Origin of the sequence: Borborobacter xinjiangensis (assembly GCF_047739745.1) — a bacterium.
Taxonomy (GTDB): domain Bacteria; phylum Pseudomonadota; class Alphaproteobacteria; order Rhizobiales; family Rhizobiaceae; genus Pseudaminobacter.
This window is the reverse complement of sequence record NZ_JBLLVA010000016.1, coordinates 64025-90649: the sequence shown is the minus strand read 5'-3', so window position 1 is coordinate 90649 and position 26625 is coordinate 64025. Positions and strand designations below refer to the sequence as shown.

The following is a 26625-nucleotide window of genomic DNA, read 5'->3' as shown; positions in this document are numbered from 1 at the left end:
TATCTTGAGGACGCCGACAAGGTCTGAACGTGGGCGGACTCGCCTGAGGTGCACGTTGCTACATCCGATGTTACGGCGACGGATGCTGAATTTGTGACGTCGCCGGGAAAGCGGCATCTATCGGTTTTTTGGAACGTAGAGCAATACAGTTAACAGCCATCAACATTGAATGAGAACCAAGTCATGTTGACAATCACAGCCATCATCAAGACGCCCAAAGGCATCGAAGCACGCGTTCGCCAGTCGCTCCTGGCGATTATTGACGACGTCAAGAAGAACGAGCCTGGCACGCCGAACTACTTCATTTCGCAAGACCTGAACGATCCTTGCGTTTTCACCACCTTCGAGCGGTTCGCTGACAAAGCCGGCATGGACAAACACAACGGCTCGGCCGCCGTGGCAGAACTCTATGCAATCGTCAAAGAAGTCGGTGCATCGGTCACCTTGGTGACCTGTGAAGAGTTTGCGATCAAAGCTTAGCCGCCAAGAAATCGGCAGTGATTGGGCTCCAGGCGTCGCTCGCACCGAACTGTTAACCGCGACGTCCGCTCCAGCCAGTGGCAGCGGAACTCAAACGGCTGGGATGAGCGAATTGCGCTGCTCGGACGCAACATTCCCGCACCTCCAGCGGTTCACTCTTGACTGTAGCATACCTTCGCCAGTCGGTTTTGCGGCGAGCATGGCGGTTGTCAAGGAGTGTCCAGCGGCTCGGATCTTGCTGTGTTTTGGATTAAAAACTTGATGTTCGTCAGTCGCATTCGAGCAAGTTTGCGGATGGATTTCTGAGCGCCTTCCTTGTCGGCGTCCAACAAGAAATTCAATGTCATCAAATCGAGCGGGAATTCATCGATTGTCGTGGTCAGCGCTTCTGAAGTAACCCGGAACCTCTGCAGCAACGCTTTAGCTTCCTCGATCGTGCCAGCGCCTGATATGTCGATCAGCGCGCTGACCGTGTTGAAGTCATCCAATCTGAGGCTCCACTTCGCCGAATCATTAGACCGTCGGGCCGGTGTCAAGATTCCGCGCGTTGCACTGAGGATCATGGTCGATACGGAGGTGCCGCTCCTCACCTCCGACGAGCAGCCGATCACGAGCAAAGTGATCAGCCGCCCACGATGCATGAAATTTTGGAAATGGAAATTAATTGCTAACAATGGAAAAGGTGCGAGATATTTTGAGTCATCGGTTTCCTTTCACCGTTTTATCCATCCGCAGACTTGAGAGCACGCACAATGGCAAAGCATGAGAACATTTGGGACATGGAAGCCAATGAGCTAGTGACGCACTACGTCAAGAAGACGCTTTCCCCGGTCGAAGCGACGGAGGCGATCCTCGGCCACATCGAAAAGCACGAGCCGAAGATCAACGCCTTTGCGCTGCTGGACAAGACGAGCGCGATCGAGGACGCCCGCAAATCCGAGGCGCGCTGGATGAAGGGCGCGCCGCTCGGCCCCGTCGATGGCGTCCCGGCGGCCATCAAGGACCTGATCCTGACCAAGGGGTGGCCCACGCTGTGGGGCAGCCGATCGACCGATCCGAACCAGGAGTGGAACGAGGATTCGCCGGCCACCGCGCGCCTTCGCGAAAGCGGCGCGGTGCTGCTCGGCAAAAGCACGACGGCCGAATTCGGCTGGAAGGGGCTGTCGGACTGCCCGGTGCACGGCGTTACCCGAAACCCCTGGAACCTCGAACACACCGCCGGCGGCAGCAGCGGCGGCTCGTCGGCTGGAGCGGCGGCCGGGTTCGGCCCGCTGCATGTTGCCACCGACGGCGGCGGATCGGGCCGCATGCCGGCCTCGCACACCGGCGTCGTCGGCTTCAAGCCGACCCTCGGCCGGGTTGCCGTCTATCCCTATTCGCAAAACGGCACGCTCTACAACGTGACGCCTATGGCCCGTTCGGTGCGCGACGTGGCCCTGCTGTTCGACGTCGTAGCCAAGCCCGATCCGCGCGACTGGAACTCGCTGCCGCCGACCGACACGGTCTGGCGCGACGGGCTCGAAAACGGCGTCGCCGGCCTGAAGATCGCCTTCAGCCCGGCGCTCGGCTACGCCGACGTGCATCCCGACGTCGCGGCGGCGGTGGCTGCTGCCGTCAAGGTGTTTTCCGAACTCGGCGCGCATGTCGAACAGGTCGATCCCGGCATCGAAGACCCGATGCCGACGTTCCGCACATTCTGGGCGACCGGCGCGGCGCGTCGGCTGGACGCGCTGGGCGACAAACAGAAGCTGGTCGAACTCGGCCTGCAGGATGTCGCCGCAGAGGGACGGACGCTGGACGCCGTGACGTTTGCCTCCGCCGTCGAGCGGCGCGAGGTGCTCGGCCGCCACTTCCTGCATTTCCACCAGAAATGGGATTTGCTGATAACGCCGATGATCGCGCAGCCGCCGTCGAAGATCGTCGAGGATTCGGTCGGTCTCGGCAAGCAGACGCCCCTGCCGGCCTTCACCTACCTGTCGCCGTTCGCCTACCCGTTCAACCTGACGCAGCAGCCGGCGATCACCGTGCCTTGCGCCTTCACCAAGGACGGGCTGCCGGTCGGCCTGCAAATCGTGGCGGCGAAATACCACGACGCAAAGGTGCTCAACGCCGCCCGCGCCTTCGAGAAAGCACGGCCGTTCAAGGTGTGGAACGCCAACTGAGAGCCTAGGCTGTCGGGTCGCGTTAGAGGCCCGGCAGCGCCAGGCCAGCGCGAATACCTGACCGGCGGGCGCATAACTGCAATGAAACTAATTGCTTTGCACGCCTTGGGACGACTGGTCTACTGGCGTCAGCTTAAAGGCTCATGAAGCCGCCTCACCGGCTTGTGCGCCATAAACCTGGGAGGGAACAGCTCATGAAACGTCGCTTGATTTCCGTGCTTCTGGCAGGCGCTTTTGCAGTCTGCCTTGCAACCGTTGCTCCCCACAAGGCGAAGGCGGCTGACGAGATCAACATCGCCGGCGGCATCGCGCTTTCGTGGTCGCCGCTCTACATCGCCGACCAGCAGAAGCTGTTCGAGAAACACGGCCTGACGGCGACCGTGATGCCGTTCCCGAGCGGCCGCACGGCGCAGGAAGCCATCGTCGGCGGCGCCGTCGCCTGGGGCACTGTGGCCGAAACGCCGGTGATGTTTGCATCGTCGAACAACCTGCCGGTGCGTATCATCGCGACCATGTCGGACTACGAGATCTTCGATATGGTCGCCACCACCGACATCAAGGGCGCGGCCGACCTGAAGGGCAAGCGCGTCGGCTTCGCGCAGGGCACGAACTCGCAGGTCTATCTCGCCCGCATGCTCGACAGCGCGGGCCTGAAGATGGGCGACATCACCGGCATCAACCTCAGCCCGACCGACATGATGACCAGTCTAGCCAACGGCCAGATCGACGCCTTCGTCTGGGCCGAGCCGCATCTTTCGCAGGCGGTGGCGCTCGGCGGCGGCAAGTTCCACGCGATCCGCACGCCGGGCCTCTACAAGACGTTCTCTAACATCGTCGCGCTGCAGGACACTATCGACAGCAGTCCAGACATGCTGGTGCGTTCGCTATGCGCGATGAAGGACGCGGCGCAATACATGAAGGACAACAAGGAGGCATCGATCGACTACATCTCCGAGCGCATCAAGATGGACAAGGCGATCGTCGCCAAGGAATGGGACCGCATTCCCTACCAGATCAACCTGGACAAGCCGGCCATCGTCAAGGAACTGACGCAGCAGGCGCAGTGGGCGATCGACAGCGGGCTCCTGGCGGCCGGCACCAAGGCGCCCGATTTCGACCAGGTCGTAGTCACCACGATTTTCGAACAGGCTCAGAACTGCTCGGGCAAATAGCAAGATGAACACCGACTTCATTCGATGCGAACACGTCACGCGCGATTTCCGCACAGCCGGCGGCGTCGACTTCCAGGCGCTGGCGGCGGTCGACCTGACGATCAGGCAGAACGAGTTCCTCTGCCTGCTCGGGCCGAGCGGCTGCGGCAAGACCACGTTGCTGAACCTGATCGCCGGTTTCATGCGCCCCAGTTCCGGCGACATCCGCATCGCCGGCGGGCCGGTCTCGAGCCCCGGGCCGGATAGGGGTGTCGTCTTCCAGGACTATTCCCTGTTCGGATGGCTGACGGTGCGCGGCAATGTCGAGTTCGGGCCGCGCATGGCCCGAATGCCGGCAGAGGAGCGTCGCGCGCTGGCCGACCACTACCTGTCGCTGGTCGGGCTGACGAAATTCGCCGACAAATACCCGTTCGAGCTTTCGGGCGGCATGAAGCAGCGCGTCGCCATCGCCCGCTCGCTGGTGACCAAGCCGCGCGTGCTGCTGATGGACGAGCCGTTCGCAGCACTCGACGCGATGACGCGCAACAGCCTTCAATCCGAGGTGCTGGCGATCCAGCGCGCCGAGGAGAAAACCGTCATCTTCGTCACCCACAACATCGGCGAAGCCATCTTCCTCGCAGACCGCATCGTCGTGATGTCATCCCATCCCGGTCGAATCCAAGAGGTTATCAATGTCGACTTCCCCCGTCCTCGGACTCGCACCGCAGCAAGCTTCAACGAGCTCTACGAACGACTTGAAAGCGCCATCGGTCTCCATGCCGTCGAATAACCCGCCGCCCGGGCTGATGCTGCGCGCCCTGTTCCAGAGCGGACCGGCCTTGCTGGGCATTGTCGGGACTGCCGCCTTCTTCATCCTGTGGGAAGTGGTCGCCCGCCTCGAATTCGTCAACCCGGCCCTTTTGCCGCCGCCATCAAGAGTGGTCGCCGCAGCCTATGAACTGGTCGTCAGCGGCGAACTCATGCGCCACCTGGCCGCCAGCATCTGGCGGGCGCTGCTTGGCTTCCTGTTCGGCTCGGTCACCGGCATCGCCGTCGGCATCGCGACTGCGCGGATGCCGGTGTTCCGCCACATGAGTGACCCGCTGCTGCAGATGTTCAGGGCGATACCCTCCATCGCCTTCGTGCCGCTCGCGATCTTCTGGTTCGGCATCGGCGAGACCTCGAAAGTGTTTTTGATCGCCTGGGGCGTGTTCTTTCCTATCTGGGTCAACACCTTCCTCGGCGTCCGCGACTGCAACCCGCTTTTGATGCGCGCGGCCTCGACGCTCGGGGCAGGGCGGCTCCAGATGCTCTGGAGCGTCATCCTGCCGGGCGCCTTGCCCCTGATCCTCGCCGGGCTGCGCATCAGCCTGGCGGTGGCGCTCGTGCTCCTGGTTGCGGCGGAACTGGCGGGCGCGACGGCCGGCGTCGGATATTTCATCCAGATTTCCGCCCAGGTTTTCCGCGTCGACCAGATGTTCGTCGGCCTGCTGACGCTCGGTCTGCTCGGCTTTTGCGCCGACCTGCTGTTCGTCACCGCGGTCCAGCTCCTGTTTCCCTGGTACGGCGCCGAGAGCCGGGCGGCGAGGCGCTGAGATGACACCGGTCTGCAAACCCGCAGCATACGCGACGGATGATGGCGCGTCCGTCATCCACCGTCCGTCCGAGGCTCGCGACGTGCCTCCCTAAGCGGAAGCAAAAAACGGCCGTCCCTGTCGCAGGGCGCGTCGGTCTAGCCACAAAACATGCTCCGGCGCGCGCGCCGTACGCCTTCAAGCTTGGGCCGTGGAGGCTCTTTACCCAAATCATACTGGCTGAACCATGGTCGCTTTACACGATTTTGGAGACTGGACGACGCTGCAGCTCGCCTATCTGGCGCTGTCCGTGGCGGTCGCCGGTTTCGTGCGCGGCTATAGCGGCTTCGGCGCCTCGCTGGCGGCCGTGCCGATGCTGACCGTGGTGCTGAGCCCGCTCGACGCCATCCCGATCACGCTGATGTTCGAGGTCGCGCTGACGCTTGGCCTCGTCCACAGCTCGATGGCGCTGGTCCAGTGGTCGACCGTCAAGCAGCTCGTGCTCGGCGCCGTCATCGGCACGCCGCTCGGCATCTATGCGTTGTCGACCATTCCCGCCCAACATATGCGGCTTGGGCTGAGCATCATACTTTTAGGCTCGGTGATGCTGATCTGGCGCAAGCACGAAGGCATGTCCTGGCACCTGACGACGCCGGCCACGGTCGGCGTCGGGGTGATCTCGGGCCTGCTCAGCGGCGGCACGGCGATGAGCGGCCCGCCGGTCGTGATGTATTTCCTGGCCTCGCCGATGACGCCGGCCGTCAGCCGCGCCTCGATGATGGTGTTCTTCCTGTGCAGCGCATCTATCGCCATGGTGCTCGGCTTCGGGCTTGGGCTCTATTCGCGCCACACCTTCGTGCTTGCGGTCAGCGCGCTCCCGATCCTTTTCGCGGGCGCCGCGCTCGGCTCGTATTTCTTCAAATGCTCCAAGCCGGTCGCATACCGGCGGGTCGCGCTGATGATCCTGACGGCGATCGGCATTTTCGCCTTCGCCAACGCCACGCTCCATTACGTCGGGTAGCGCAAGCGGGCGTTGGGTGGGCTGTCAGTCGGCGAAGGACGCCTGTTGCAGCTTCGCCTTGTTGAGGATCACGATCCGGTGCTTTTCGAAGGCGACGATACCAGCTTTTTCGAAGCGCTGTAGTGATATAGTGACCCATTGGCGGGTGGCACCTATCATGTTCGCCAGTTCCTCATGTGACAGATGTCGGGAAAAGACCGCCGGCGAATCCTGCAGCACGCCCTCGCGCTCAGCGAGTGTCAGAAGGAGATGAGCAAGTCGGCTCGAGGCAGGGCGCGTGCCTAGGATTTGCAACAGCGCCGAATAGCATTTTCCCTTGTAGACCAGCCCGTCGACCAACCCGACGGCGAGGTTTGGCATTTTGATCATCAACTGGCGTAATTCGCGTGCAGCAAGAAAGGCAAGGTCACATTCCTCGAGCGCGGTCGCCGACCACATATGCAGGCCGCCGCCGAAGATTTCCGGGCCGCCGATGAAGTGTCCCGCCGTCCAGTGGGCGAGCGTGATCTCGCGTCCGGCCGAGGACACGTAGTATGCCCTAGCGCGGCCGCTGCGGATGACAAAGATGCCATGATGCGGCTCGCCTTGGACGAAGATGTATTCGCCGGGCTTCCGGATCTGCCGGGTCGCCCGGTTCAGGAGATGCTGCCGCTCGCTTTCGCTGAGATAACCGAGGATGTTGTAATTGTCCGCAAATTCAACGAGCGCATCACTCATATATAACACGCGGTCGATTACGATTTTGGGAGGTTGCACGTGGAAGCCTCGGCGCTCACTAGGCCCTGTTCCCGTTGGTCGGTCTTGTCACAGATAAGATACGCCCGCAATCGTGTATTGTCAGGCGCTATATTTCGCCGACAAAAGTTGACGGAGAATTCGGTTTTTGGTTCAAGGCTCCGTTTTGGAGTCAGCTTCGGGCGAACGGATCGGAGTGTCGGACGCGAAGTGGGCGCTGATCGGGCCTTTGCTCCTGGCTGAAGAAAGGCGCGGATGCCGTCCGGCGCAGGACAAACGCCGCTATTTCAAGGGTATGATGTGGATGGCGCGGACGGTAGCGCAATGGCGTAATCTTCCTGTACCAGATCCCACCAATGTTCGTCGTAGCCATCAGCAACAGCTCCACAGGCCTCTTTGGCTCTAATTTCGCGGACAGCCGCAAGAGCCAATGCCGACAGAGCGCGCGAGAGACTCTTAGTGTCGTCCGCCGGGTTCTTCGGTTTCAGCAATGAGGGAAGTGCAGGAACGAACTGAGTGGTCAGTTTCGCTTCGAGAAGCCGCCTTTGTTGCGCATTCGGTGTCATTTGGTCCCCTGTTTTGAGGTGCAAGCTAACACTGCGGCAGGCGACGCCGCCCGCTTCGCCTGACGCTCGACCGCACCGCGCTCGACGTGCGCGAAGAGTTGCGTGCGCAAGGCGAAGGAGTTCTGCGCCGAGACCGACATGGCGCGGCACGTCAGCTCCAGCTTGGCCGCGAGACATGCAGGCGGCGCGACAGCTCGGCCATCGAAATCGGCTCCTCCATTGTTTCCTCGAACAGCCGGATCGCCTTGCGGATCAGCGGCGACTTGGCGCCGTTCAGGCTCCTCGCCGGCTGGTCGGCGCCTCATAGGGGATGAGCAGGATCGAGGCGCCTTTGCGGGCCAGTTCCTCCGACACCTCGTCGCGGAGTCCGCCGGCGGAGGTGAAGTGGCGGCCGTCGCTGCAGAACTGGCTTTTCGTGTCGCGCGCGATGTCGGCGCAGATCTCCTCGAGATCCTGCTCGTGGTACCAGCTCACCGAGCACTTGCCGTCGCCGAGCAGGCCCGCTTCGGTAACCGCGAAGGCTTCGGTGCAACGCGCCCGACGATGCGTTGTCCGCGCGAAGCGCATTTGCGCAGGAGATCGATCAGCCAGGCGCGGCCGGTCCAGTAGCGCGGGATCAGCCCGCCGACGACCACCACGTAGTCGCAGCGCGGTCGACTGCACGGTGACGCCGGAACTGGATTCTGCAGGTTCGCCAAGCTGCGTGATGATGTGCACAGATCGCCGAAGCTGGAGGCCAGGAGGTTGTCGCCGGCGCTGAGCGAGGCAATCCGACGGCACCAGGGCAGGCCGGCGCGGAACGCCTCGGCCGGGCTTTTGGGCGGATCGAAACGCCGGCGCAGCTCAACTCGGGGCCATGGATGGCGCGTCCCCCGAACAGCGCCCCGACCAGTTCGGTGCGACACGGCGGGTTGTCGGTACTCGTATAAACTGGCGGCTTGCTGCCGATTAGCCCGTTAATAATTGTTGAAATTCAAAATGCTTACTTTGCAATAGCGAGTAATGTCTGCATATACTTATGAAAGTCGCATAACGGCGGGTTGGGTCTGATTTTAATGAGCGAGCGCGAGCTGCAACGGATCGAGGTGCTGTCGAAGGTGTTGGAGCAGCGCTTGACGGTTGTCTCGGCGGCGCATGGCCTGGACATGACGACGCGCCCGGTGGAGCGTCTGCTGAAGGCGTTCCGGACCGAAGGCGCTGTAGCACTTCGGCACAAGGCTCGAGGACGACCGTCAAACCAAGCCGAATGGACCGCTTCGTGCCCGACTTGCAGCCGCCGATTGGCCATCCGATGTCAGCATCGACTGGCCAGGGGCCGAGCCGACTGACCGGCTCTTGCCAGGGCCGCAAGCGTCTCTGATGGAGGCGGCCGATGCCTGTCGCAGCTTGGCTGAGGCCTTGCCGTTCGCAACGCTGGCGCCCGACACGCTGATCTGGAAGCTGGCCGGCCTTGTCATGCTGGCGGCGACCGGAGAAAAAGCGGCCTTCGATCATAAATTCATCGCCAAGGATATTCCGGCGCTTTTCGAACAGCTTTTGCTGCAGCTGCAGGATCTCCCGGTGCCGCCTGCGCCTTATCGGGTCCAACGCCACGAACCGGATCTCGTCAGCGGTGATCGGGTCCGCCTGATTGTCGGTTATTCCAGCGCCGGCAAAACGTCATGGCTGGCGCAGTCTGCACAGCACGCACCGGGGCCGCTGGTCTATTTGGATGTTGCGGATCTGCCTGGAGCGGCTCTAGCCAATGCCATTGCCAGAGAGGTTGCCGGCCGCTTCTTCAAAGGGGGGAAGGACCTTGGCGAGATATTGCTTCCTGGCGCTTCCGGTCGCGAGATCCTGCAGCATCTTTCGCGAAGACTGGATGAACAGGGCGAGGCCGTGACGGTCGCTCTTGACAATGTTCACCGCTTGGCTGCCGATGACCTTATCGGTGCCGTCGAGGCCGCCAGATCAATGCGCTTTGTGTTGCTGGGTCGGCCGGAGGGCGAGGTTTCTTCGATCGAGGCTATTATCGGTGTCGCGCGCGAGGAGCTCCGCGGCTGGGACGAAGATACTGTTGCGGCGGCTACCGGCCGCGCGGCGGCGGGCGAGCGCCTCGACGATGAAGCCCGGGGCCGATTTTGGCCGTTGCGGATTGGCGAGGTCATGGACGATATCCGGGTGGCTCTCGTCCAGCTCGCCCGTTGCCGGACTATGGCAATAGCCCTTCTCGGTGACCGTCAGCGACACGATGCGTACCGCCGGGTCACTCATGCGCCGGAGCACGCGCTCCGGGTCCTGAGGGGCGACAAGCGTCTCGACGATGCTGCCGATGACTTGGAGCGTTTCCTTGTCTCCGTCGCGCACCGCCAGCGTATAGAGATTGTCCTGAGGTGCCAGCGCATCGCTGGTATCGGGGCTGCGCAGCGATACGCCGGATATCCCCAGGACGGATCCTGCGCCAGGACCGCGTCGGTGAAGACGGCCTGGCGAGCCCGACGGAAGGCGCCGATGCCGAGATGCACGATGCCGATGGCAAGCTTCGCGGGGTCGTAGCCCGGTCTTGCGACCGAGGCCGGCAGGCTGGCGAGGTTGGAGCGGGACAGTCTCATAGGTGGTAGGCCCTCCGTGCGAGGCCGTTCGCGAGATCGGCGGCAATCCTTTGTGCTTCCTCTTCATCGAAACGGTGGTCGGCGACGAGCCGGCCGAGATAGGCGCTGTCCACGCGCCGGGCGACGTCGTGGCGGGCAGGGATCGACAAATAGGCGCGCGTATCGTCGTTGAAGCCGACCGTGTTGTAGAAGCCGGCCGTCTCGGTCGTGGCCTCGCGGAAGCGCCGCATGCCTTCGGGACTGTCGAAGAACCACCAGGCCGGGCCGAGTTTTAGCGCCGGATAATGGCCGGCCAGCGGCGCAAGCTCGCGCGAACAGGTCGTCTCGTCCAGCGTGAACAGGATGAGCGTCAGCCTGGTGTCGTTGCCGAAGGCGTCGAGCAGCGGCTTCAGCGCGTGGACATAATCTGTGGACGACGGGATATCTGCGCCCTTGTCCTTGCCGAAGGCGGCAAAGACAGTGGGATTGTGGTCGCGGAACGATCCTGGATGGATTCGCATAACGAGCCCGTCCTCGACGCTCATGCGCGCCGGTCAGCATCTGCGCGCGGAAGGTTTCTGCTTCCGCGGGCGAGGTGTTACCGGCCGCGTCAGGTTTTCGGTGCGCGCGGTGGATGGCCGTGATCGGTGGCGGTCGCGCCACGCTCCTTGAACCAGGCGCGCCTTGCGCGATGGGCGTCGAGATAGCCGTCCCAGGTCAACGGATTGCCGGTTACTTCGACCAGCCGTCGCAGGTTTTCGGCGAATTTTTCTGCTTGGGGATCGATCACGGCGTCGGGGCGGTAGGTCGGCACCACGCGGCCTTTCCAGCCGGACGCACGGATCGCATCGTGATGGGCAAGGTCGTCCAGCGCCGCGTCGGTGGTCGCAATGACCTCTATGTTGAACGTCTTGTATAGCGCCCGCGGACGCAGCCGGGGCGTCGCCAGATCCGCTGAAATCCGGTCGTAGAGCGTGTCGGCGTTCTTCGGTCCGAGCCGTTCGGTGATGCCGAAGATCGACTCCATGGAATGCTCGAACCACAGCCGCGACGGCGTGCCGGCGAACAGGAAGAAATTCTCGGCGAAGAGGCGCCAGATCTTGCGCCCGTCGGTTTCGACGGCGCCGCCGTCGCGGCGCTGGATGCCAAGCGCTTCCAGCTTCACGCCCTGCGAATACAGCATGCGCGTCACATAGTGGTCGGGCTTGACGAAAAGCGTCGCCGGATCGGGAAAGGCGGCGTCCGTTGCGTACCATGCCGGCTCGGTATGGCCGTGCGGCGAGACGATGGGCAATTCGGCGATGCCGTCATAAAGCCGGCGCGTGATCGCGCGCGCCTCGGGCTCAACGGGAAACAACCGGTCGGGATGGAGCGCCATGGTTTCTTCTTTCACGTCCTATATCGAATTCGAAATCCGTCTCGCGGCTCAATCCGGCCGTGCTCCCAGCGCATGCAGGACGCCGCGCAGTTCCGCCAGGCCGCGCAGACGACCGATGGCCGGATATCCTGGTGTCACCGTCTTATCGAGATCGTCAAGCATGCGATGGCCGTGATCGGACCGAAGGACGATCTTGTCCGACCGAGCGCGCTTGCCGTCCTCGGACACCAGTTCCTTCAGCACCGCCACCATGTCCACGTCGCCGTCGAGATGCGCGCTCTCATGAAAGGTCCGGTCGTCACCTTCGCGCTTCGTGGCCCTCAGATGCGTGAAATGGATGCGCGATGCGAAGCGGCGCGCGATCGCGGGCAGATCGTTGTCGGCGCGCACGCCGAGGCTGCCCGTACAGAAGCACATTCCGTTGGCGGGCGACGGGACGGCATCGAACAGGGCCTGGTAGTCCTGGGCGGTCGAGGCGACGCGCGGCAAGCCGAAGAGCGGACGAGGCGGATCATCGGGGTGCAGGGTCAGCTTGACGCCACACGCCTCAGCCGCAGGCGTCACCGCTTCGAGGAATTCGATCAAGTGCCGGCGCAGGACCTCGGGGCCGATCCTACGGTAGTCGATCGATGCCAGAGAACTGATCGTGTCGACCATCAGCAAGGCGCCGTGGCCGGTATCGTCAATCGCCTTGCGGATTTCGGCGATGGGGCTGACAGCGCCTGTCGATGTCTCGTTGTGGACCACGCAAACGGCCTTGATCCGCCCTTCGCGATCTTGTGCCAGGCGCTCGGCGATCGCCTGCGGCGATGCTCCCCGGCGCCAGCTGCCGGGAAGCATCTCGGCCTTCAGGCCGAGTTTTCCAGCAAGCTCGTACCAAAGGCTGGCGAAATGACCGGTCTCGGCCATCAGGACATGGTCACCAGGCGACGTGACGTTGACCAGTGCCGCTTCCCAGGCGCCCGTGCCCGAGGAGGGCAGGATGACGACGGGCGACGCGGTCTGGAAGACGAGCCGGATGTCGGCCAGCACACCACGCATCAGCGCAGCGAATTCCGGCCCGCGATGATCTATGGTCGGTCGGGCAATCGCTTGAAGCACGCGCTCCGGCGTGTTCGTCGGCCCGGAATCTGAAGGAAGTGCCTTACGGCGGAATAGGGAGCGTTGCTTCCGCTCTTGGACCAGGTCTGATTCAATCGTGCCTCCTGTCAAAGTTCTTCATTCAATGTCCCAGTCGAGCCAGCGCCTCGGGTGACGCCCGTTGGCCCGAAACCATGCCCGGTCGGAAGATGCTATCCAGGCGCGTCACATCGGACCCGGAAAGAAACAGGGCTTGCGCGTCCACGTTTTCCTGCAAGTGCATGAGGTTGCGTGTGCCGGGAATTGGCACGACAACCCGATTGGTGGTACGCTCAAGAATGCGGCCGCCCCACCCACCTCCCGCTTTGGCGTAGATGGTGATGTTGAAACCATCGGTGTTGATGTAGCTAGGGAGCGTCCGGCCGCTCCTGCCAAAAGGCGCATGCAGCCGGTCATGAACATTTGCGAGCTGATAGAATTGGGCAACACGCCGCAATACGAGCTCAATGAGCCGATACGAGCATCTGGAGCATCAAACATGCAAATCCAAGGATTGGATGGCAAAACCGCACTTGCCACCGCTGCCGGGCAGAATGTCGGGCGCCGCGTGGCGCTGGCTTTCGCGGAAGCCGGACCCAATGTCGTCATCAATGGGCTCAGCGATCTCGGCAAGATTGAAGGCGTGGCTGAAGAAGCCGAGCGTTTCGGCGTGAAGGCGTTGCCGATACTGGCTGACTGCTCGCAGTGGTCTTCGGTGGCGACGATGGTGGAAGGCGCAGTCAAGGCATACGGTTCGCTGGACGTGGCCGTCTCCACGGTCGGCATTCCGTCCGCATCAGGCATTCCACGAGATTTCGGTCGAGGATTGGGACAACGTCGTAAGAACGAATCTCAATTCAGCCTTCTACGTGGACCGGGCCGTCCTGCCTGATATGCGCGCCAAAAGGTTCGGCAGGATCATCCACATGGCCGGCTCGGACGCACTCTTCCCGCTGCCAAATCGCGCCCATGTCGTTGCGACCAAATACGCGCTACATGGATTGGCCAAGGCAATTGCTCTTGAATACGGCCCCGAGGGCATTACAGCCAACAGCGTGGCTCCAGGGTGGGTTTCCACGCAGCGAAATCCTGAGTGGTTTCCGAATCTGAAAGATACAGTGGCTGAGCTCGAGAAGACGCTACCGCTCCGGCATCTACGCAATGTGGAGGAATCTCGAACGCTTGCATCTACTTGGCTTCGATGAACTGCGTTAGGGTGGAAAATCTGGGCCGTCGTGACAGGAAGGCATATGCGCGCTCGACATCAGGCAGGGTCACGCAGCGTGTCACGGTGCGCCCGAGACTGTCCCCTTGCCTCCGCGTCTGTTGGGCTCCCCGGGCGCCAGCATGTGCGGCGCAGGTAGCAATCGCACGATGGCTTCGCGGAGCGTGTCGCTCCGCTTCGTGATCGCAAAGGCGGTGACACGAAAGCGGCGAAGGTGAGGCTCTCGCCGGCTCGAATTTCCCGAACGCCTCACGCGAACACAGCGCGCTTACGTCCAAGGCTTTGAAAATGGCTAACGGGAGTGCTAACTACGCATCCAAAGGAGCCCTCTCGAATGGCAAAGGTCGTAGTAGCAGCGTTGAGGCAGAAATCGAAGCGCCAGCCGAAGGGCTCTTCTGTGACGGAAAAACGTGTCCGCAGCACCGGGGGACAAACGACCATTATGCGAAGTCTCGACGCAGAAAGCCGCACGTTCGGTGAAGACTTTCAATACGTCTTCAGCAAGAATGTGGCGAAAGCCCGTCGCGACAACAAGCGCGCGACCGGTGCCACTGATGTCGCCGTCCCCAAGCGTTGAGCGGCCGGTCTTTCTGATTGTTGCGGGGCCGAATGGCTCTGGTAAAAGCAGTGCGTACCAGGATGCCGACATCGAAGCCTTCGGTCGTTCCGTTTGGATCATAAACCCGGATTTGCTTGCCGCGCGTATTCGAGATGTTGAGGGTTTGGAACTCGGCGCGGCCAATCTTGAAGCTGTCCGGCGCATTGAAAGCTGGCTCGAGGCCTCAGTCCGCGCCCATCAAACAGTCGGCGTAGAAACAGTGCTGTCAACCGACAAGTACCGACGTCTGGTTAGCCTGGCGAAGACACTCGGCTTCGAGGTCCGGCTCATCTACGTGCTTTTGGCCACGCCGCAGCTTAACGTTGAACGTGTTCGGCTACGGGTCAAGAAGGGCGGTCATGCAGTTCCGGAAAACAAGATCTTGGAGCGCTACACAAAATCGCTAGCGCAGATGCCCTGGTTTCTAGAGCAGGCTGATCAGGCCTGGTTATTCGACAACTCAGGCGCTACCCCGCAGCTAATCGGCAAAAAGCTCGAAGGAATCATTTCCATCGACCAGGGCGCTACTCCAGCCCTCGTGGCTGCAATAGAGACGATCCAATCCGAATGACCCTTCCCTGCCGTCTTGGCATTCTGTCACTGGATGCATGGACCTCAGAGCATTATGGTGTGCGATAGGCGCGGGAAGTCCGGTTAGCCAAGCGAAGCCTCGATCGAAAACTATTCGCCCCATTGTTAATCAGGCTCCTCTTGGTCGCCGACCAGTTCCGACATGATGTCGCCGGCCAGCAGCTTTTCCCTCGACAGCAGTCCAGCGTCCTCGAGTGCCTCGAAATCCGGCAGCTCGCGCAGCGTGTCGAGCCCGAACTGCGACAGAAAAATTTTGGTCGTCACATAGGTGTAGGGCGCACCCGGCTGCGGCGAGCGCGGTCCCGAGGCGATGAGGTCCTGCGCGCGCAGCACGCCGATCAGATCGCGCGAAACCTCCTTGCCGAAGAAGCTCGACAACTCGCCACGCGTGATCGGCTGGAAATAGGCAATGCACATCAGCACGAGCGCCTCGGACTGCGACAGTTCTTTTGTCCCCTGCCCGGTTGGCGTGCCGAAGGCGGCGTGGATGACGTCGCCAAAAACTTTCTTCGTCCGGTGCTGCCAGCCGCCGGCGACCGCGACCAGCTCGTAGGGGCGGCCGGCGAGGTCGGCGCGGATGTCGTCGATGACCAAATCGAGATTGCAGCTTCTGCCGACGACGCGCGCCAGCACTTCCCGCGACACCGGTTCGCTGGCCGCAAAGATCACCGCCTCGACCCGGCCCATCCACTCGCGCCAGCGCAGTTCTGGCGGCAGGTGCTCAAGCTCTGTGTCCAGCAGGGCCGGCTGATCGTTTGGCTTGCGGCGGGCAGACGCTTCGCTCATCCCTACAACCCAAACAGCCGGAAGGAGGTGCGGCCGGAAAGCTCACGCACGGCCTCGAGTTGTTGCAGCCGGTCGAACAAACGGCGCGCCGCAAAGCGGGACAGGTTTTTGGTCGTCAGCGATCCTGAGACGGCGTCTTCGTTGAGCAACGGAAAGATCGCGTCGCCGGCGCCCTTGGCCCTGAGCTTCGGTGCGACGGCGATAAGCCGCTCTGCTCGCCCGGCAATCTCTGTGGCGAGCCGACAGGCCTCGACGGCGCCCTGAACCAGTGCCAGGCAGACCGCGCGCTCAAAATTTTTTTCCCCGGGTCGGATGCGCTTGCCGCCGGCACCCTCGGTGCGGAAGGCCGGGCCAAAGGCCTGCGCCATCAGCAGTGGCATCGGCCGCGGCCAACGCAGACCCTGCGCCAGCACCAGGTCGGCGAGCCACCAGCCAAAAAGTTCGGAGTCTGGGCGCATGGTGACGACGTGAGCGGCGATCGCCGCCGCGGCGAACGGCGCCGTCCGCCGCAACCCCGCCAGTTTTTCGATCTCCGTGGAAAGCGCGGCGAGCGCCGCGCCATCCCAATGGAGTCCGAGCAGCTCGACGATCTTGGCCAAACGATCGGCGGTGGCGACGGGCGGCTGCGCGGCCAACTGCCGCCAAGCGCCCAAAATGGCGCCGGCAGGCCCGGGAGCGGCGCCGGCCGGGCGCAAGTGCCAGGCGTCGCGCAGGGCGGCTTCGTCCTCGGCGCGGCCGGCCAGCCGCATGCTGGCGGCGGCGCATTTCAGCGCCAGCCGCTGCCGCCAGGCCCCGGCCCAAGCCGGCCGCGCGCGGTCCAGGCTGTCGAGCGAAGCCAAGGCGGCGCCGGCCTGGAAAGCAGCGCCAGCGTCACTCGGCGCGCCGCCAGCGGCGAGCGCCCAGGCCGGGACGGAGGTCGGCACGGCGGGACTGGCGGTCGCGGGATCGAGACGAATCATGCTTTCGAGGGTAAAGCGGCCGTGCGCTTTGCGCCACCAGTTTCGGCTTAAAACGCACAGCCTGTCGGATATGCAAAACGAACGATAATCTTGCATTATCGGTCGTTTTGCTCTTTATAGGAGAAATGGCCGTTTTCAGCGAGCAGAAGCCCGAAAATCACGTCGAACAACACTCCGGACCGTCCCAGAGCACGGCGCCGGCGGATGACAACTCGGCCGACGTCGGCGCGGCCGAGTTCGACGCACACGCCGAGGACCTGCCCGACATCATCGACCTTGTCATGGATATGGGCCGCGGGCCGGAAGAGCCACCCGCCGAAGCCCCTTTTCCTTCCCTTCCTGTTGTCTCGGCCCCGCGCCTGCCGGCGCATCTCGATGAGCTTGCGGGCCGGGCGCGCGACTATGTCGAGGCGGCGAGCTCCTCAAATACGCGGCGCGCCTATCAATCGGACTGGAAGCACTTTTCCTCCTGGTGCCGACGCCAGGGCTTTGCGCTCATCCCGCCCGACCCGCAGACAGTGGGGCTGTACATCACCGCGCTCGCGTCTGGTGCAGACACTGGCACGGCGACTGGAGGGAGAAAATCCGTGTCGACCATCGAACGCCGGCTTTCTTCACTCTCCTGGAATTTTGCACAACGCGGCCTTTCGCTGGATCGCAAGGATCGTCATATCGCCACCGTCATGGCCGGCATTCGCAACAAGCACGCCGCCCCACCTCGGCAGAAAGAAGCGGTGCTGCCCGAGGATCTGATTGCCATGCTGGAAACGCTTGACCGCGGCACCTTACGCGGTCTGCGGGACAGAGCCATGCTGTTGCTGGGCTTTGCCGGCGGCCTGCGCCGCTCGGAGATCGTCGGCCTCGACGTCGGCCGCGACCAGACAGAGGACTCCTCCGGCTGGGTGGAAATTCTGGACAAGGGGATGCTGGTGACGCTGCGCGGCAAGACCGGCTGGCGCGAGGTCGAGATTGGCCGGGGCTCCTCCGATGCAACCTGCCCTGTCGTAGCACTCCAAATCTGGCTTAAGTTCGCGCGGATCGTCCACGGGCCGCTGTTCCGCCGGGTGACCGGTCAGGGCAAGGCTGTCGGCGCGGAGCGGCTTAACAATCAGGAGGTCTCGCGCCTCGTGAAGCGGACCGCGCTGGCTGCCGGCGTCCGCGGCGATCTGCCGGAGGACCAGCGGGGCACGCTGTTCGCCGGACACTCGTTGCGGTCTGGCCTCGCCTCGTCGGCCGAAGTCGATGAACGCTACGTGCAAAAGCAGCTCGGTCATGCTTCTGCGGAGATGACCCGCAAGTATCAGCGCCGCCGCGACCGATTCCGGGTGAATCTGACAAAGGCGTCCGGGCTCTAAAAAGCCCCTCCCCTGCCCCCGTAAGTTTCGTCAATTGAGAGGACTGTGAGAACTACGGCCGAGCGATCGGTTGCTCTGACCCTCCGTATTTGAAAGGACGCCTTGCTAGAGCGTCTATATGTCGATAAAATTGAACTATGGCGACATGAATTCCTCATATGTCGATGCCGGCGACATATCCCAGAGACGTGTCGAGAAAAAGAGGATTGATCGACATGCCTTTCAGCCCGGATCGTCCCTATAACGACCTTCCTCCCCTTCGCCCGCAAAAGGATGTCGAAACCAAGGCGATCCTCAAGGCCTGCATCGCTGCACGAGCAGCACTCGCCGAGCTGCGGGTATCAGGCCAGCTCATTCCAAATCAGTCCGTGCTGATCAACTCGATTCCGCTGCTCGAAGCCCAAGCAAGTTCCGAGATCGAAAACATCGTGACCACCACAGACAGGCTTTTTCGATTTGCCAATGAGGCGGGCAATCAGGCCGATCCGGCGACGAAGGAAGCCCTGCGCTACCGCACGGCGCTAAGCGAGGGATTCCAGTCGCTCAAGGCCCGTCCAGTCTCGACCTCCACTGCGATTGCGGTGTGCCGCACGATCAAGGGCGTCGAGTTGGACATTCGTTCGACGCCCGGCACCGCTTTGATGAACGAGACAACGGGCGCCGTCATCTATACGCCGCCAGAGGGGGAAAAGACGCTCCGCGACAAGCTGGCCAACTGGGAACGCTACATCCACGAGGCCGAAGACATTGACCCTTTGATCCGCCTGGCCGTGATGCACTACCAGTTTGAGGCCATACATCCGTTCACGGACGGCAACGGCCGCACGGGTCGGATTCTCAACCTGCTCTACCTCGTTGACCAGGGCCTCCTCGACATCCCGGTGCTGTACCTCAGCCGCTACATCATAGGCAACAAACAGGCGTACTATGACCGCCTCCTGGGCGTCACCACGCACTCGGCCTGGGAGGATTGGATACTCTACATGTTGGAAGCGGTGCGCGAGACCGCGGACTGGTCGACCGCGCGCATTCGCGCCATCCGCGATCTCCTCGATCATACGGCTGAGCAGATGCGGCGTGAACTGCCCAAGATTTACTCGAGGGAATTGGCCGAGGTGATTTTCGTCCACCCCTATTGTCGCATCGGCGACTTGGTGGAAGCGGGCATTGCCAAGCGGCAAGCCGCGTCTGTCTATCTCAAGGGGCTCGTCGAGAGTGGCCTCCTTCAGGAAATGAAGTCGGGTCGGGAGAACCTCTACATCAACCCAGCGCTCCTCGCCCTCCTCAGCGATCGCCCGGCTGCCAGGTCCACGCCATGAAAGCGCGCGCGGGAAAGTCGCGGCTCATCGGTTATGCCCCCGTTTCAACCGACGAACAGACTGCGCAAATACAAGAAATGACGCTCCCCGCGGCCGGCTGCGTGAACGAGGAACACGCGGCTGACGAGGCTTCCCCAATGACCGAGCATAAACCTTCTCCCCTACCCTGGCCGCCAACGACCCTCGAGGCGGCACGCGTCTAGCTAGGGTACGATCATTTATAATAGCTCGGACGATCAACGGCTTCGGTTCTTCCGGCACCAGTTCGAAAACCTGGATCAGGCATACGCAGGCTGCTACCGCCGTGATAAGAACACAATATCCATTCCCGTTGAAATCATTGCGTAAAAGCTGAAATTAGACTGCCGTCTATATCCGCGGCTGCTGGGTGCAATGGCATTCATGCCGTGGAGTACACCTTGCACAAAGCAGCCCACCTGCCACTAGCTTACGAGGTACCGCTCGTCCCGCGTCTGCTTGATCCTTTCGCCCTGTCAGGGTGCAATGTCCCATTCAGCCTATGGTGCCGGCACTGAGCCGTGGTCGTGACGGCCCAGAGTTCCGGCGGAACTCAAGATTCTCGTTAATGTTCTGTTAACCTTAAACTTCTTGTGAGCGGAGCAGAATCAGGCATAATGACGGCAATCTGGCGTTTTTGTGCGAAATGCCGTCATTTGAGGTCTCGACGAGATGAATGCTCCCGTCACTGCCGTCAACAAGCAGCGATTTGACGACACCATTTCAGCCCAAGGCCGCGAAATCAGCCGCAAGCTGAACCTCCTTCGGCTGGAGACGTTTCCTCCAAACGCCACGAAAACGCTACGCGACTTTTCCCTTGGAGAGGCAGCGTATTTTCTTGGAGTCTCCACCAGCAATCTGAAAAAGCTGCATTTAGAAGGAAAGGCGGTACCGCCGACGGTCCATGCCGGGGGACGGAGAACGTATTCCGCCGAGCAACTCTTGCAGCTTCGCCACTGGCTGGATCGCCATGGACGTGCTGAGAGTAAAAACTATGTTCCCCATCGCAGACCGGGCGACAAGCTGCAGGTAATCGCGGTAGTCAATTTTAAGGGCGGTTCGGGAAAAACGACAACGGCAGCGCACCTCGGTCAGCATCTTGCGCTCACAGGTCACCGTGTGCTTGCTGTTGATCTTGATCCCCAAGCCTCTCTTTCGGCCCTTCATGGCGTTCAGCCTGAGCTCGATCGGTATCCCTCGATCTACGAGGCGATCCGGTATGATGACGAACGCAAGCCTGTTTCGAGCGTAATCAGAAAGACAAACTTCCCGGGTCTCGATTTGATTCCGGCCTCCCTTGAGCTGCAGGAGTACGAGTACGACACCCCACTCGCGATGCAAAATAAGGCTTCGCTCGATGGAAAGACTTTCTGGAACCGCATTGAAAACGCCTTGGAACCGGTCGACAGTGATTACGATGTCATCGTAATCGATTGCCCTCCTCAACTAGGCTATTTGACGCTTACGGCGCTAGCGGCCGCCACCTCAGTTCTTATTACCGTTCACCCGCAGATGCTCGACTTGATGTCGATGTCGCAATTTTTGCTGATGTTGGGCGACCTGCTGAAAACGGTGAACCGTGCAGGGGGTGAGGTAGATCTAGATTGGTTCCGGTACCTAGTGACTCGCTACGAGCCAACCGACATCCCGCAAGCTCAGATGGTCGGATTCATGCAATCGATCCTTGCGTCGCAGATGCTCCAAAATCAGATGCTGAAATCCACTGCGATCTCCGACGCAGGTTTGACAAAGCAGACCCTCTATGAGGTTGAGCGCTCCAGTATGACCAGATCGACTTACGATCGTGCGATAGAATCCATGGAGGCTGTGAATTCGGAGATCCGAAACCTCATCCACGCAGCTTGGGGCAGGAGGCCCAAGATAGACGGCAGTCTAAACCATGGTTTTCCTCTGTGATTTCAATGAGGCGACACCGTAGGCGCAACGATGGCTAGAAAGAATATTTTCAATCGAATTCTCGCCGAGCACGACGAACCGGATGTCGTGACTGAGGACCGTTTGGCTGCCATGCCCAAATTCGGAGCGGCCAAATCTATCTCGTCGTCGATCAATGAACTAACAAAACAAGCAGCCTTGCTGACAGACGGCGAGGCGATTATCGAACTTGATCCAGCCGTCGTTGACGTGTCCTTCGTCTCGGACCGGATGACGGTTGACGATGAGCAGTATTCCGAGCTCGTGGAGGCGATCCGGGTACGCGGACAGGACACTCCGATCCTCGTTCGCCCGCATCCTACGGCTGAAGACCGCTATATGGTGGTGTTCGGGCATCGTCGCTTACGTGCAGCAATTGAACTGGGTCGGAAAGTCCGCGCTGTCGTAAAGACGCTCCAGGACCTCGACCACGTCGTTGCCCAAGGCCAGGAGAACTCTGCTCGGGCGAACTTGTCCTTTATCGAGAAGGTTGTTTTTGCCCATCAGCTTGCTGAGCGTGGATTTGAGCGGGAAACGATCCAATCTGCGCTTTCTATAGACTATCAGACGTTCTCGAAAATGATGACCATACCGAAGTCCATTCCCCCGGGAGTCATCGAGAGCATCGGGGCAGCCAAAGGGATCGGGCGTGATCGATGGCTTGAGCTTCGGAAGCTGATTGACAATCCCCGCAACGCGGCAGCAGCGGAGGAATTTATCAGCACTGAGAGCTTCCTGTCCGCAGATTCAGATGAACGCTTCAACAGCCTGTTCAATGCCCTCCATAAGGGCAAAGAGGTTGTCCGCAAGGCGATCTCGAAGCCAGGAGCCACATCTTGGGCCCCCAGCGACAAATCAGTCAGCGTAACCGCTAAGCGGGGTCCCAAGGATTATACGCTAAAGATTTCAAAGGCCGAAGCGACCCCGTTCGGCGAGTGGATTGCCGGCAATCTGGACAGTCTCTTTCAGACCTACAGACAGTCGAAACAGGAGAACTGAAACCGCAAAAGAAAAAGGCCCCCGAACGTCACCGTCGCGGAAGCCCTTCTCAACCTTTAGCAAGCTGAGAATCACATTTCCGCGAATCACTGTCAAGAGTCTTGGCGTCGTTTTGGCGAGCAGGTTTCTTTTGCCTGATTGAAGGTGAAGGAAATGGAGAGGGAAATTGCAACGACTCCCTTCGGGAGCCGATCGATGTCGCTCGCCCTTATGGCAGCGCAGATCGAAGCCAAAGAGATTCCGGAAGGGAAGGCCATCGACAAATGGCAGGTCTATCGCGATCTCTGCGAAGGCAAGAGCATCATAGGCGTCGGCGATCGCTCGCTGGCTGTCCTGGCCGGCTTGTTGTCGTTCTATCCGGATGATGAGCTGTCCGAAGAGAATGGTCTGATCGTCTTCCCATCGAACAAGCAGCTGTCGCTGCGCTCGCACGGGATGGCAAACGCCACGCTACGCCGGCATCTTGCGGCGTTGCTCGATTGCGGCATCATCCTGCGCAGGGACAGCCCGAATGGCAAAAGGTATGCCCGAAAGGGGAGGGGAGGGGAGTTGGAGGACGCCTTCGGCTTCTCCCTGGCGCCCTTGCTCGCCCGTGCCGAAGAGTTCCACCAGGCGGCCGAATGTGTGCGCGCCGACGGCCGCGCGCTGAAGCTGATGCGGGAACGTATCACGCTGCAGCGCCGTGATATCGCCAAGCTGATCGATGCGGCGATCGAGGAGGGCGCCCCAGGCGCCTGGCAGACCCTCTGGAGGCGTTTCAGGTTGGTGGTGGGTCAACTCCCGCGGAAAGCGAGCATCGTCGACCTGGAGCCGTTCGCGGCGGAGCTCGATCAGATCCGTGACGAAGTCGATATCGCATTGAATAACTTCATGAATGTTACGAATCCGAGCGCCAATGAGTCTCAGAATGAGCGGCAGCAATCTGATTCAAACCCCGACTCCCAATTTGAATTTGAACCAGCTTTCGAGAAAGCCAGGAGGTCGGCCGAGCCTAGACAAGAACCGCAGGGGCCGCCAAAGACGTATCACCTTGGGCTTGTGCTGAAAGCCTGCCCCGATATTGCTGATTACGCCGCCGCCGGAATCTCCAACTGGCGCGATTTGATGGCAACCGCCGCCCAGGTGAGGGGCTACCTCGGGGTCTCGCCGTCGGCCTACGAGGATGCATGCCACGTCATGGGGCCGGAAACCGCGGCGATCGTCGTTGCCTGCATCCTGCAGCGGGCTCAGCATATCAACTCGGCCGGTGGGTACCTCCGGGCGTTGACCGAGAAGGCGAGGGCAGGGCAGTTCTCCGTCGGACCCATGCTTATGGCTGCCTTCAAGGCCAGTGCGTCCGCACCGGAGAGGGAGGCTGGCTAGGTACTGGCAGTCATGCCGTGGTGGCAAATCGGCATGAGACTGGCCCTTGTGCTGGTTTCCTCAAGCCAGCACGCCGCCGGGGCCAGATTTTGGTCCGGTCATCCACGCCGGTACGGTTTGAAGGTCCTCCAGAATATTCGCAGCCTTTGCCCATTTGGCGAAATTGTCGCGCGCGGAATTAAGCGGTTGTGCGCCATCCAGCGCGGAGTAGCAGGCACGTCGGATCGCATCGTAAGGAACGTCTTGCAGTTCTATTGGCCATTCATCGAGGAAGTCGATGGCATCACGAAGGGAAGCGATCTCTACAATCGTGAAACTTCCTCCCTTTACGAAGACAGGACTGTCGAAAAGCTTGTCGTTCATCTCATCCTCCGGCTGTTCTCGGCAAGCATGTGGGTATGCAAGCCGAAAATATGAGTTCACAGGCGCTGGGCTTCAAGGCGGGATGAGAGGGGATCGCGGGGACCTTCGCGGATAGATTTAGTGCTTGCCGATGATCGCGTGAGCAAATCGTTATTTGACACAAACGCGGCAGCCGACGGAGATTATCCTGCGGGAGGTTGTAGTGCGCTCTCGATGTGAGCCAAAGCGATCATGGGCAAGTACAGAGATCATCGCGAGCGCCGCGGAAAGCGCCATGGCAACCACCAGGATGCCTTTTTCGGACAGGCTTCCGAGCCGAGCTACTTTCAGGACACGCCAAGCACAGAACCCGACGCTATCGATGCCGAACTGCTCTGGTTCAACCCCAGCAAGGGGTTTGGGTTCGTGAAGCTGTCGGATGGCGCCGAGGCCTATCTGCACATCAGGGTGCTGGAGGCGGCGGGGCGCAGCGATCTGTCCGTTGGGACGCATCTCAAGGTCATCGTGGAAGAAGCTCCTCGAGGGCGCCAGGTCGTCAAGCTGGTCGACATCGGGAACCATACCGCGCAAACGCCGGCCGCCGAAAGCCTCATCGAAGAAGGAGCCGCGGTAGGCACGACGCAGCTGGAGAGTGAGGGGACAGTCAAATGGTACAACCCCGAGAAGGGGTTTGGCTTCATTGCGCCCGATAACGGCGAGAAGGACGTCTTTATACACGCCACCGCGCTAAGCCGCGCAGGTCTCAGCGTCCTGGAAGAGGGGCAAAGGGTGGTTTTTCAGTCCGGTCGAGGCAAGAAGGGGATGGAGGTTCAGGCCATTCGCCTCGCATAGTCGCCGTACGCAAAAGCCCGCTGCCGGGAGGAGGTGGCAGCGGGCTCGATTTTCGAATACGGCGCGGGAGGAGGTGCACCGCATCCAGCATCGGCATCGCATCTGGGAGGAGTAGATGGCCGATAGCGTGATGATACCCGGCAGCGCGGATATTGCAATGCACAATTCGTATCGCACGTGCGAAATACTAAAGCCGAATGCGCAGTGCTCAGCGGAAGGGCAGGGGAGGCATCTCGCCCTCCGACGTGCGCCAGATCCAGGCACCGATTTCCGGCCGTGACGAGATCAGCTCCTCCAATGCCTCTTTGTAAGCGTTATCTGCTGAAGGAGGGACCACATAAAGCGCGATCGGCTGCGATTGACGCTGCAGCATTGCAGACGCGGTAGGTGTGTCTGGCGACAAATTGTAGCGTAACCCTTTGACGCTGCGGTCAGGCAGCCTGGCCAGTGTATCGACCAGCCTTTTCTCGTACGCGGAGTCGTACGGCACCCAGTTCTCGGCGACCACCATCAGCGCCACGTCGTCGATGACCGCAAGTCCGGCCGGCGTTAACCCGAACGTCGCGATCGCCATCAGGTGAGTAGCCTCGTCCGCGTCCCACAGCGCCAGCTCATTCTCGAAACGACCCTTCAGACGCGAATACAGGCTTTCGTCCAGCAGAAGCGGAAAGTCCGGCATGTGCTTGACGATCAATCGGTGGCCGCTGCGTGTCGGAGCAAAATCCTTGACCTCGCCCACCAGGATCATCAATTTCCGCGGCCCTCCCTTCGGCGGAAGTGCCGGAACCAGGGCCGCGGTCCGGCGCTGCTCGATCGCGGTCTTGTCAGTCGTCCGGAACGGTTCAGGCACAAAGAGCACCTCGCTGAGCGGCCCGCCCTTCACCATCATCTGGCTCGCAGCCTCGATCAGGTGCCAGCGAATATTCCACCAGTGACGCTTGCCAGCCCACCGTGAGGTCCAGGCAGTCAGCTCGGCCTGGTGCCAGAGATAGTGGAGCACGCTGCGCAAAGAGAGTTTCTTTCCGTCGCCGGCTATGGTGTCGCTTGCGACCGCTCCAACGCTCGGCGCAGCCCGTTTGCCGATTTTCGTCAGACTGAAAGCGACTTTCAGTGCCGACATCCCGCTCTCCGGATCGACCTGGATTGCGCTTCCCATCAACACGCCGAGACCGGACAGTTCGTCAGGCGGCTCGTAGGATGGACACGCCGGATCGTGCCCGCCACCCGACATCGGCATGCGCTTGACGATGTATTGCTCTCCGACCTGGGCAATATACATCGAGAGGCCACCTTCCTTGCACAGGCAAAGCGGTCGAATCCGCTTACGGTAAGCATCAGCTAACGCGAGCTGAAGGTCCGGCGCCGTTTCTTCGATCACCTGCTCAGCTAGTTTGAATCGTCGCATTGCCTCCATCGCTCCGGACGCCGCCGCATCCCCTGTCTCATTGATTCACGGTTTCGGCGGCGACGCAACCTTGAACAGGCGAGGGAGCGCTGCCGCGGCGCCCGCGCGCTTCGCGCGCCGGCT

At 61.3% G+C, this 26625-nt stretch carries 27 protein-coding genes and 3 pseudogenes; 18 read left to right on the top strand and 12 right to left on the bottom strand.

Translation table 11 applies throughout. The features are described from left to right. Window positions 1-183: 183 nt before the first annotated feature. Window positions 184-480 carry a putative quinol monooxygenase gene (locus ACLKMW_RS17130; protein WP_415725694.1) on the top strand — a complete coding sequence of 99 codons (297 nt, stop codon included), beginning with the start codon at window positions 184-186 and terminating at the stop codon, window positions 478-480. 209 nt (window positions 481-689) lie between these two features. Here the strand turns inward: ACLKMW_RS17130 and ACLKMW_RS17125 are convergent, their stop codons facing one another. Beyond that, window positions 690-968: a hypothetical protein gene (locus ACLKMW_RS17125; protein ID WP_415725693.1), complete on the bottom strand. Its 279-nt coding sequence runs from the start codon at window positions 966-968 to the stop codon at window positions 690-692. 264 nt (window positions 969-1232) lie between these two features. Between ACLKMW_RS17125 and ACLKMW_RS17120 the strand changes: the two genes are divergently transcribed. The 5 genes from ACLKMW_RS17120 (at window position 1233) to ACLKMW_RS17100 (ending at window position 6388) form a co-directional block, all read left to right on the top strand. Continuing rightward, window positions 1233-2642: an amidase gene (locus tag ACLKMW_RS17120; protein ID WP_415725692.1), complete on the top strand. Its 1410-nt coding sequence runs from the start codon at window positions 1233-1235 to the stop codon at window positions 2640-2642. Between the two features lie 194 nt (window positions 2643-2836). Beyond that, complete coding sequence (locus ACLKMW_RS17115; RefSeq protein ID WP_415725691.1) at window positions 2837-3814, top strand: ABC transporter substrate-binding protein; 978 nt, start codon at window positions 2837-2839, stop codon at window positions 3812-3814. Window positions 3815-3818: 4 nt separating this feature from the next. Next, window positions 3819-4583, top strand: a complete 765-nt coding sequence (locus ACLKMW_RS17110; RefSeq protein WP_415725690.1) for an ABC transporter ATP-binding protein — start codon at window positions 3819-3821, stop codon at window positions 4581-4583. Further along, window positions 4570-5388: an ABC transporter permease gene (locus tag ACLKMW_RS17105; RefSeq protein ID WP_415725688.1), complete on the top strand. Its 819-nt coding sequence runs from the start codon at window positions 4570-4572 to the stop codon at window positions 5386-5388. Before ACLKMW_RS17110 ends, ACLKMW_RS17105 begins: the two co-directional genes overlap by 14 nt. Window positions 5389-5614: 226 nt before the next feature. Next, window positions 5615-6388 carry a sulfite exporter TauE/SafE family protein gene (locus ACLKMW_RS17100; RefSeq protein WP_415725687.1) on the top strand — a complete coding sequence of 258 codons (774 nt, stop codon included), beginning with the start codon at window positions 5615-5617 and terminating at the stop codon, window positions 6386-6388. A 24-nt stretch (window positions 6389-6412) separates the two neighbouring features. Here ACLKMW_RS17100 and ACLKMW_RS17095 read toward each other — a convergent pair whose 3' ends face one another. Further along, window positions 6413-7105 (bottom strand): Crp/Fnr family transcriptional regulator, encoded by a 693-nt coding sequence (locus ACLKMW_RS17095; RefSeq protein ID WP_415725686.1) that lies wholly within the window; start codon window positions 7103-7105, stop codon window positions 6413-6415. Window positions 7106-7319: 214 nt separating this feature from the next. Between ACLKMW_RS17095 and ACLKMW_RS17090 the strand changes: the two genes are divergently transcribed. Next, window positions 7320-7529: a transposase gene (locus tag ACLKMW_RS17090; RefSeq protein WP_415725685.1), complete on the top strand. Its 210-nt coding sequence runs from the start codon at window positions 7320-7322 to the stop codon at window positions 7527-7529. Window positions 7530-7962: 433 nt separating this feature from the next. Here the strand turns inward: ACLKMW_RS17090 and ACLKMW_RS17085 are convergent, their stop codons facing one another. After that, window positions 7963-8406, bottom strand: a complete 444-nt coding sequence (locus tag ACLKMW_RS17085) for a type 1 glutamine amidotransferase family protein (RefSeq protein WP_415725684.1) — start codon at window positions 8404-8406, stop codon at window positions 7963-7965. 323 nt (window positions 8407-8729) lie between these two features. On the opposite strand from ACLKMW_RS17085, the pseudogene ACLKMW_RS17080 reads away from it, so the two are divergent. After that, a pseudogene (locus tag ACLKMW_RS17080) lies at window positions 8730-8927 on the top strand (helix-turn-helix domain-containing protein); the annotation flags it as partial. 499 nt (window positions 8928-9426) lie between these two features. On the opposite strand, the gene ACLKMW_RS17075 reads toward ACLKMW_RS17080, so the two are convergent. The 5 genes and pseudogenes from ACLKMW_RS17075 to uxuA all read right to left on the bottom strand — a co-directional run. Further along, complete coding sequence (locus ACLKMW_RS17075; RefSeq protein ID WP_415725683.1) at window positions 9427-9594, bottom strand: hypothetical protein; 168 nt, start codon at window positions 9592-9594, stop codon at window positions 9427-9429. A 162-nt stretch (window positions 9595-9756) separates the two neighbouring features. Then, window positions 9757-10280 (bottom strand): annotated as a pseudogene (locus ACLKMW_RS17070) (mannitol dehydrogenase family protein); the annotation flags it as partial. Then, on the bottom strand, window positions 10277-10780 hold the full coding sequence (locus tag ACLKMW_RS17065; protein ID WP_415725682.1) for a glucuronate isomerase: 504 nt from the start codon (window positions 10778-10780) through the stop codon (window positions 10277-10279). The gene ACLKMW_RS17065 and the pseudogene ACLKMW_RS17070, both read right to left, overlap by 4 nt. Window positions 10781-10869: 89 nt before the next feature. Continuing rightward, complete coding sequence (locus ACLKMW_RS17060; RefSeq protein WP_415725681.1) at window positions 10870-11652, bottom strand: glucuronate isomerase; 783 nt, start codon at window positions 11650-11652, stop codon at window positions 10870-10872. A gap of 33 nt (window positions 11653-11685) precedes the next feature. Further along, window positions 11686-12702 (bottom strand): annotated as a pseudogene (uxuA, locus tag ACLKMW_RS17055) (mannonate dehydratase); the annotation flags it as partial. A 268-nt stretch (window positions 12703-12970) separates the two neighbouring features. Here uxuA and ACLKMW_RS17050 point away from each other — a divergent pair. The 4 genes from ACLKMW_RS17050 to ACLKMW_RS17035 all read left to right on the top strand — a co-directional run bounded on the left by ACLKMW_RS17050 (window position 12971) and on the right by ACLKMW_RS17035 (window position 15150). Continuing rightward, the gene (locus ACLKMW_RS17050) at window positions 12971-13648 is read left to right on the top strand and encodes an SDR family NAD(P)-dependent oxidoreductase (RefSeq protein ID WP_415725680.1); all 678 of its coding nucleotides are present in this window, start codon (window positions 12971-12973) and stop codon (window positions 13646-13648) included. Then, on the top strand, window positions 13569-13961 hold the full coding sequence (locus ACLKMW_RS17045; protein ID WP_415725715.1) for an SDR family NAD(P)-dependent oxidoreductase: 393 nt from the start codon (window positions 13569-13571) through the stop codon (window positions 13959-13961). Before ACLKMW_RS17050 ends, ACLKMW_RS17045 begins: the two co-directional genes overlap by 80 nt. Before the next feature lie 354 nt (window positions 13962-14315). Next, entirely contained in the window at window positions 14316-14558 is a 243-nt protein-coding gene (locus ACLKMW_RS17040; protein ID WP_415725679.1) for a hypothetical protein, read from the top strand. After that, window positions 14536-15150 carry a zeta toxin family protein gene (locus ACLKMW_RS17035; protein ID WP_415725678.1) on the top strand — a complete coding sequence of 205 codons (615 nt, stop codon included), beginning with the start codon at window positions 14536-14538 and terminating at the stop codon, window positions 15148-15150. Before ACLKMW_RS17040 ends, ACLKMW_RS17035 begins: the two co-directional genes overlap by 23 nt. Window positions 15151-15275: 125 nt before the next feature. On the opposite strand, the gene scpB is transcribed toward ACLKMW_RS17035, so the two are convergent. Both scpB and ACLKMW_RS17025 read right to left on the bottom strand, forming a co-directional pair. Continuing rightward, on the bottom strand, window positions 15276-15956 hold the full coding sequence (gene scpB / locus ACLKMW_RS17030) for an SMC-Scp complex subunit ScpB (RefSeq protein ID WP_415725677.1): 681 nt from the start codon (window positions 15954-15956) through the stop codon (window positions 15276-15278). Between the two features lie 2 nt (window positions 15957-15958). Beyond that, a complete protein-coding gene (locus tag ACLKMW_RS17025) occupies window positions 15959-16915 on the bottom strand; it encodes a DUF1403 family protein (protein ID WP_415725714.1) in 957 nt (318 codons plus the stop codon). Between the two features lie 125 nt (window positions 16916-17040). On the opposite strand from ACLKMW_RS17025, the gene ACLKMW_RS17020 reads away from it, so the two are divergent. From ACLKMW_RS17020 to repC, 5 genes are all read left to right on the top strand, one after another. Next, a complete protein-coding gene (locus tag ACLKMW_RS17020) occupies window positions 17041-18270 on the top strand; it encodes a site-specific integrase (protein ID WP_415725676.1) in 1230 nt (409 codons plus the stop codon). A 215-nt stretch (window positions 18271-18485) separates the two neighbouring features. Then, complete coding sequence (gene fic, locus ACLKMW_RS17015; RefSeq protein ID WP_415725713.1) at window positions 18486-19589, top strand: protein adenylyltransferase Fic; 1104 nt, start codon at window positions 18486-18488, stop codon at window positions 19587-19589. A 690-nt stretch (window positions 19590-20279) separates the two neighbouring features. Next, complete coding sequence (repA, locus tag ACLKMW_RS17010) at window positions 20280-21524, top strand: plasmid partitioning protein RepA (RefSeq protein WP_415725675.1); 1245 nt, start codon at window positions 20280-20282, stop codon at window positions 21522-21524. A 30-nt stretch (window positions 21525-21554) separates the two neighbouring features. Then, window positions 21555-22541, top strand: coding sequence for a plasmid partitioning protein RepB (gene repB, locus ACLKMW_RS17005; protein ID WP_415725674.1), 987 nt, complete (start codon window positions 21555-21557; stop codon window positions 22539-22541). A 153-nt stretch (window positions 22542-22694) separates the two neighbouring features. Beyond that, window positions 22695-23903 (top strand): plasmid replication protein RepC, encoded by a 1209-nt coding sequence (gene repC / locus ACLKMW_RS17000; RefSeq protein WP_415725673.1) that lies wholly within the window; start codon window positions 22695-22697, stop codon window positions 23901-23903. Between the two features lie 60 nt (window positions 23904-23963). Here the strand turns inward: repC and ACLKMW_RS16995 are convergent, their stop codons facing one another. Next, complete coding sequence (locus ACLKMW_RS16995) at window positions 23964-24266, bottom strand: DUF982 domain-containing protein (RefSeq protein WP_415725672.1); 303 nt, start codon at window positions 24264-24266, stop codon at window positions 23964-23966. Window positions 24267-24497: 231 nt separating this feature from the next. On the opposite strand from ACLKMW_RS16995, the gene ACLKMW_RS16990 reads away from it, so the two are divergent. Next, window positions 24498-25097 carry a cold-shock protein gene (locus tag ACLKMW_RS16990; RefSeq protein ID WP_415725671.1) on the top strand — a complete coding sequence of 200 codons (600 nt, stop codon included), beginning with the start codon at window positions 24498-24500 and terminating at the stop codon, window positions 25095-25097. A 208-nt stretch (window positions 25098-25305) separates the two neighbouring features. On the opposite strand, the gene ACLKMW_RS16985 is transcribed toward ACLKMW_RS16990, so the two are convergent. Then, window positions 25306-26502: a DUF1173 domain-containing protein gene (locus tag ACLKMW_RS16985; RefSeq protein WP_415725670.1), complete on the bottom strand. Its 1197-nt coding sequence runs from the start codon at window positions 26500-26502 to the stop codon at window positions 25306-25308. Between the last annotated feature and the right edge of the window lie 123 nt (window positions 26503-26625).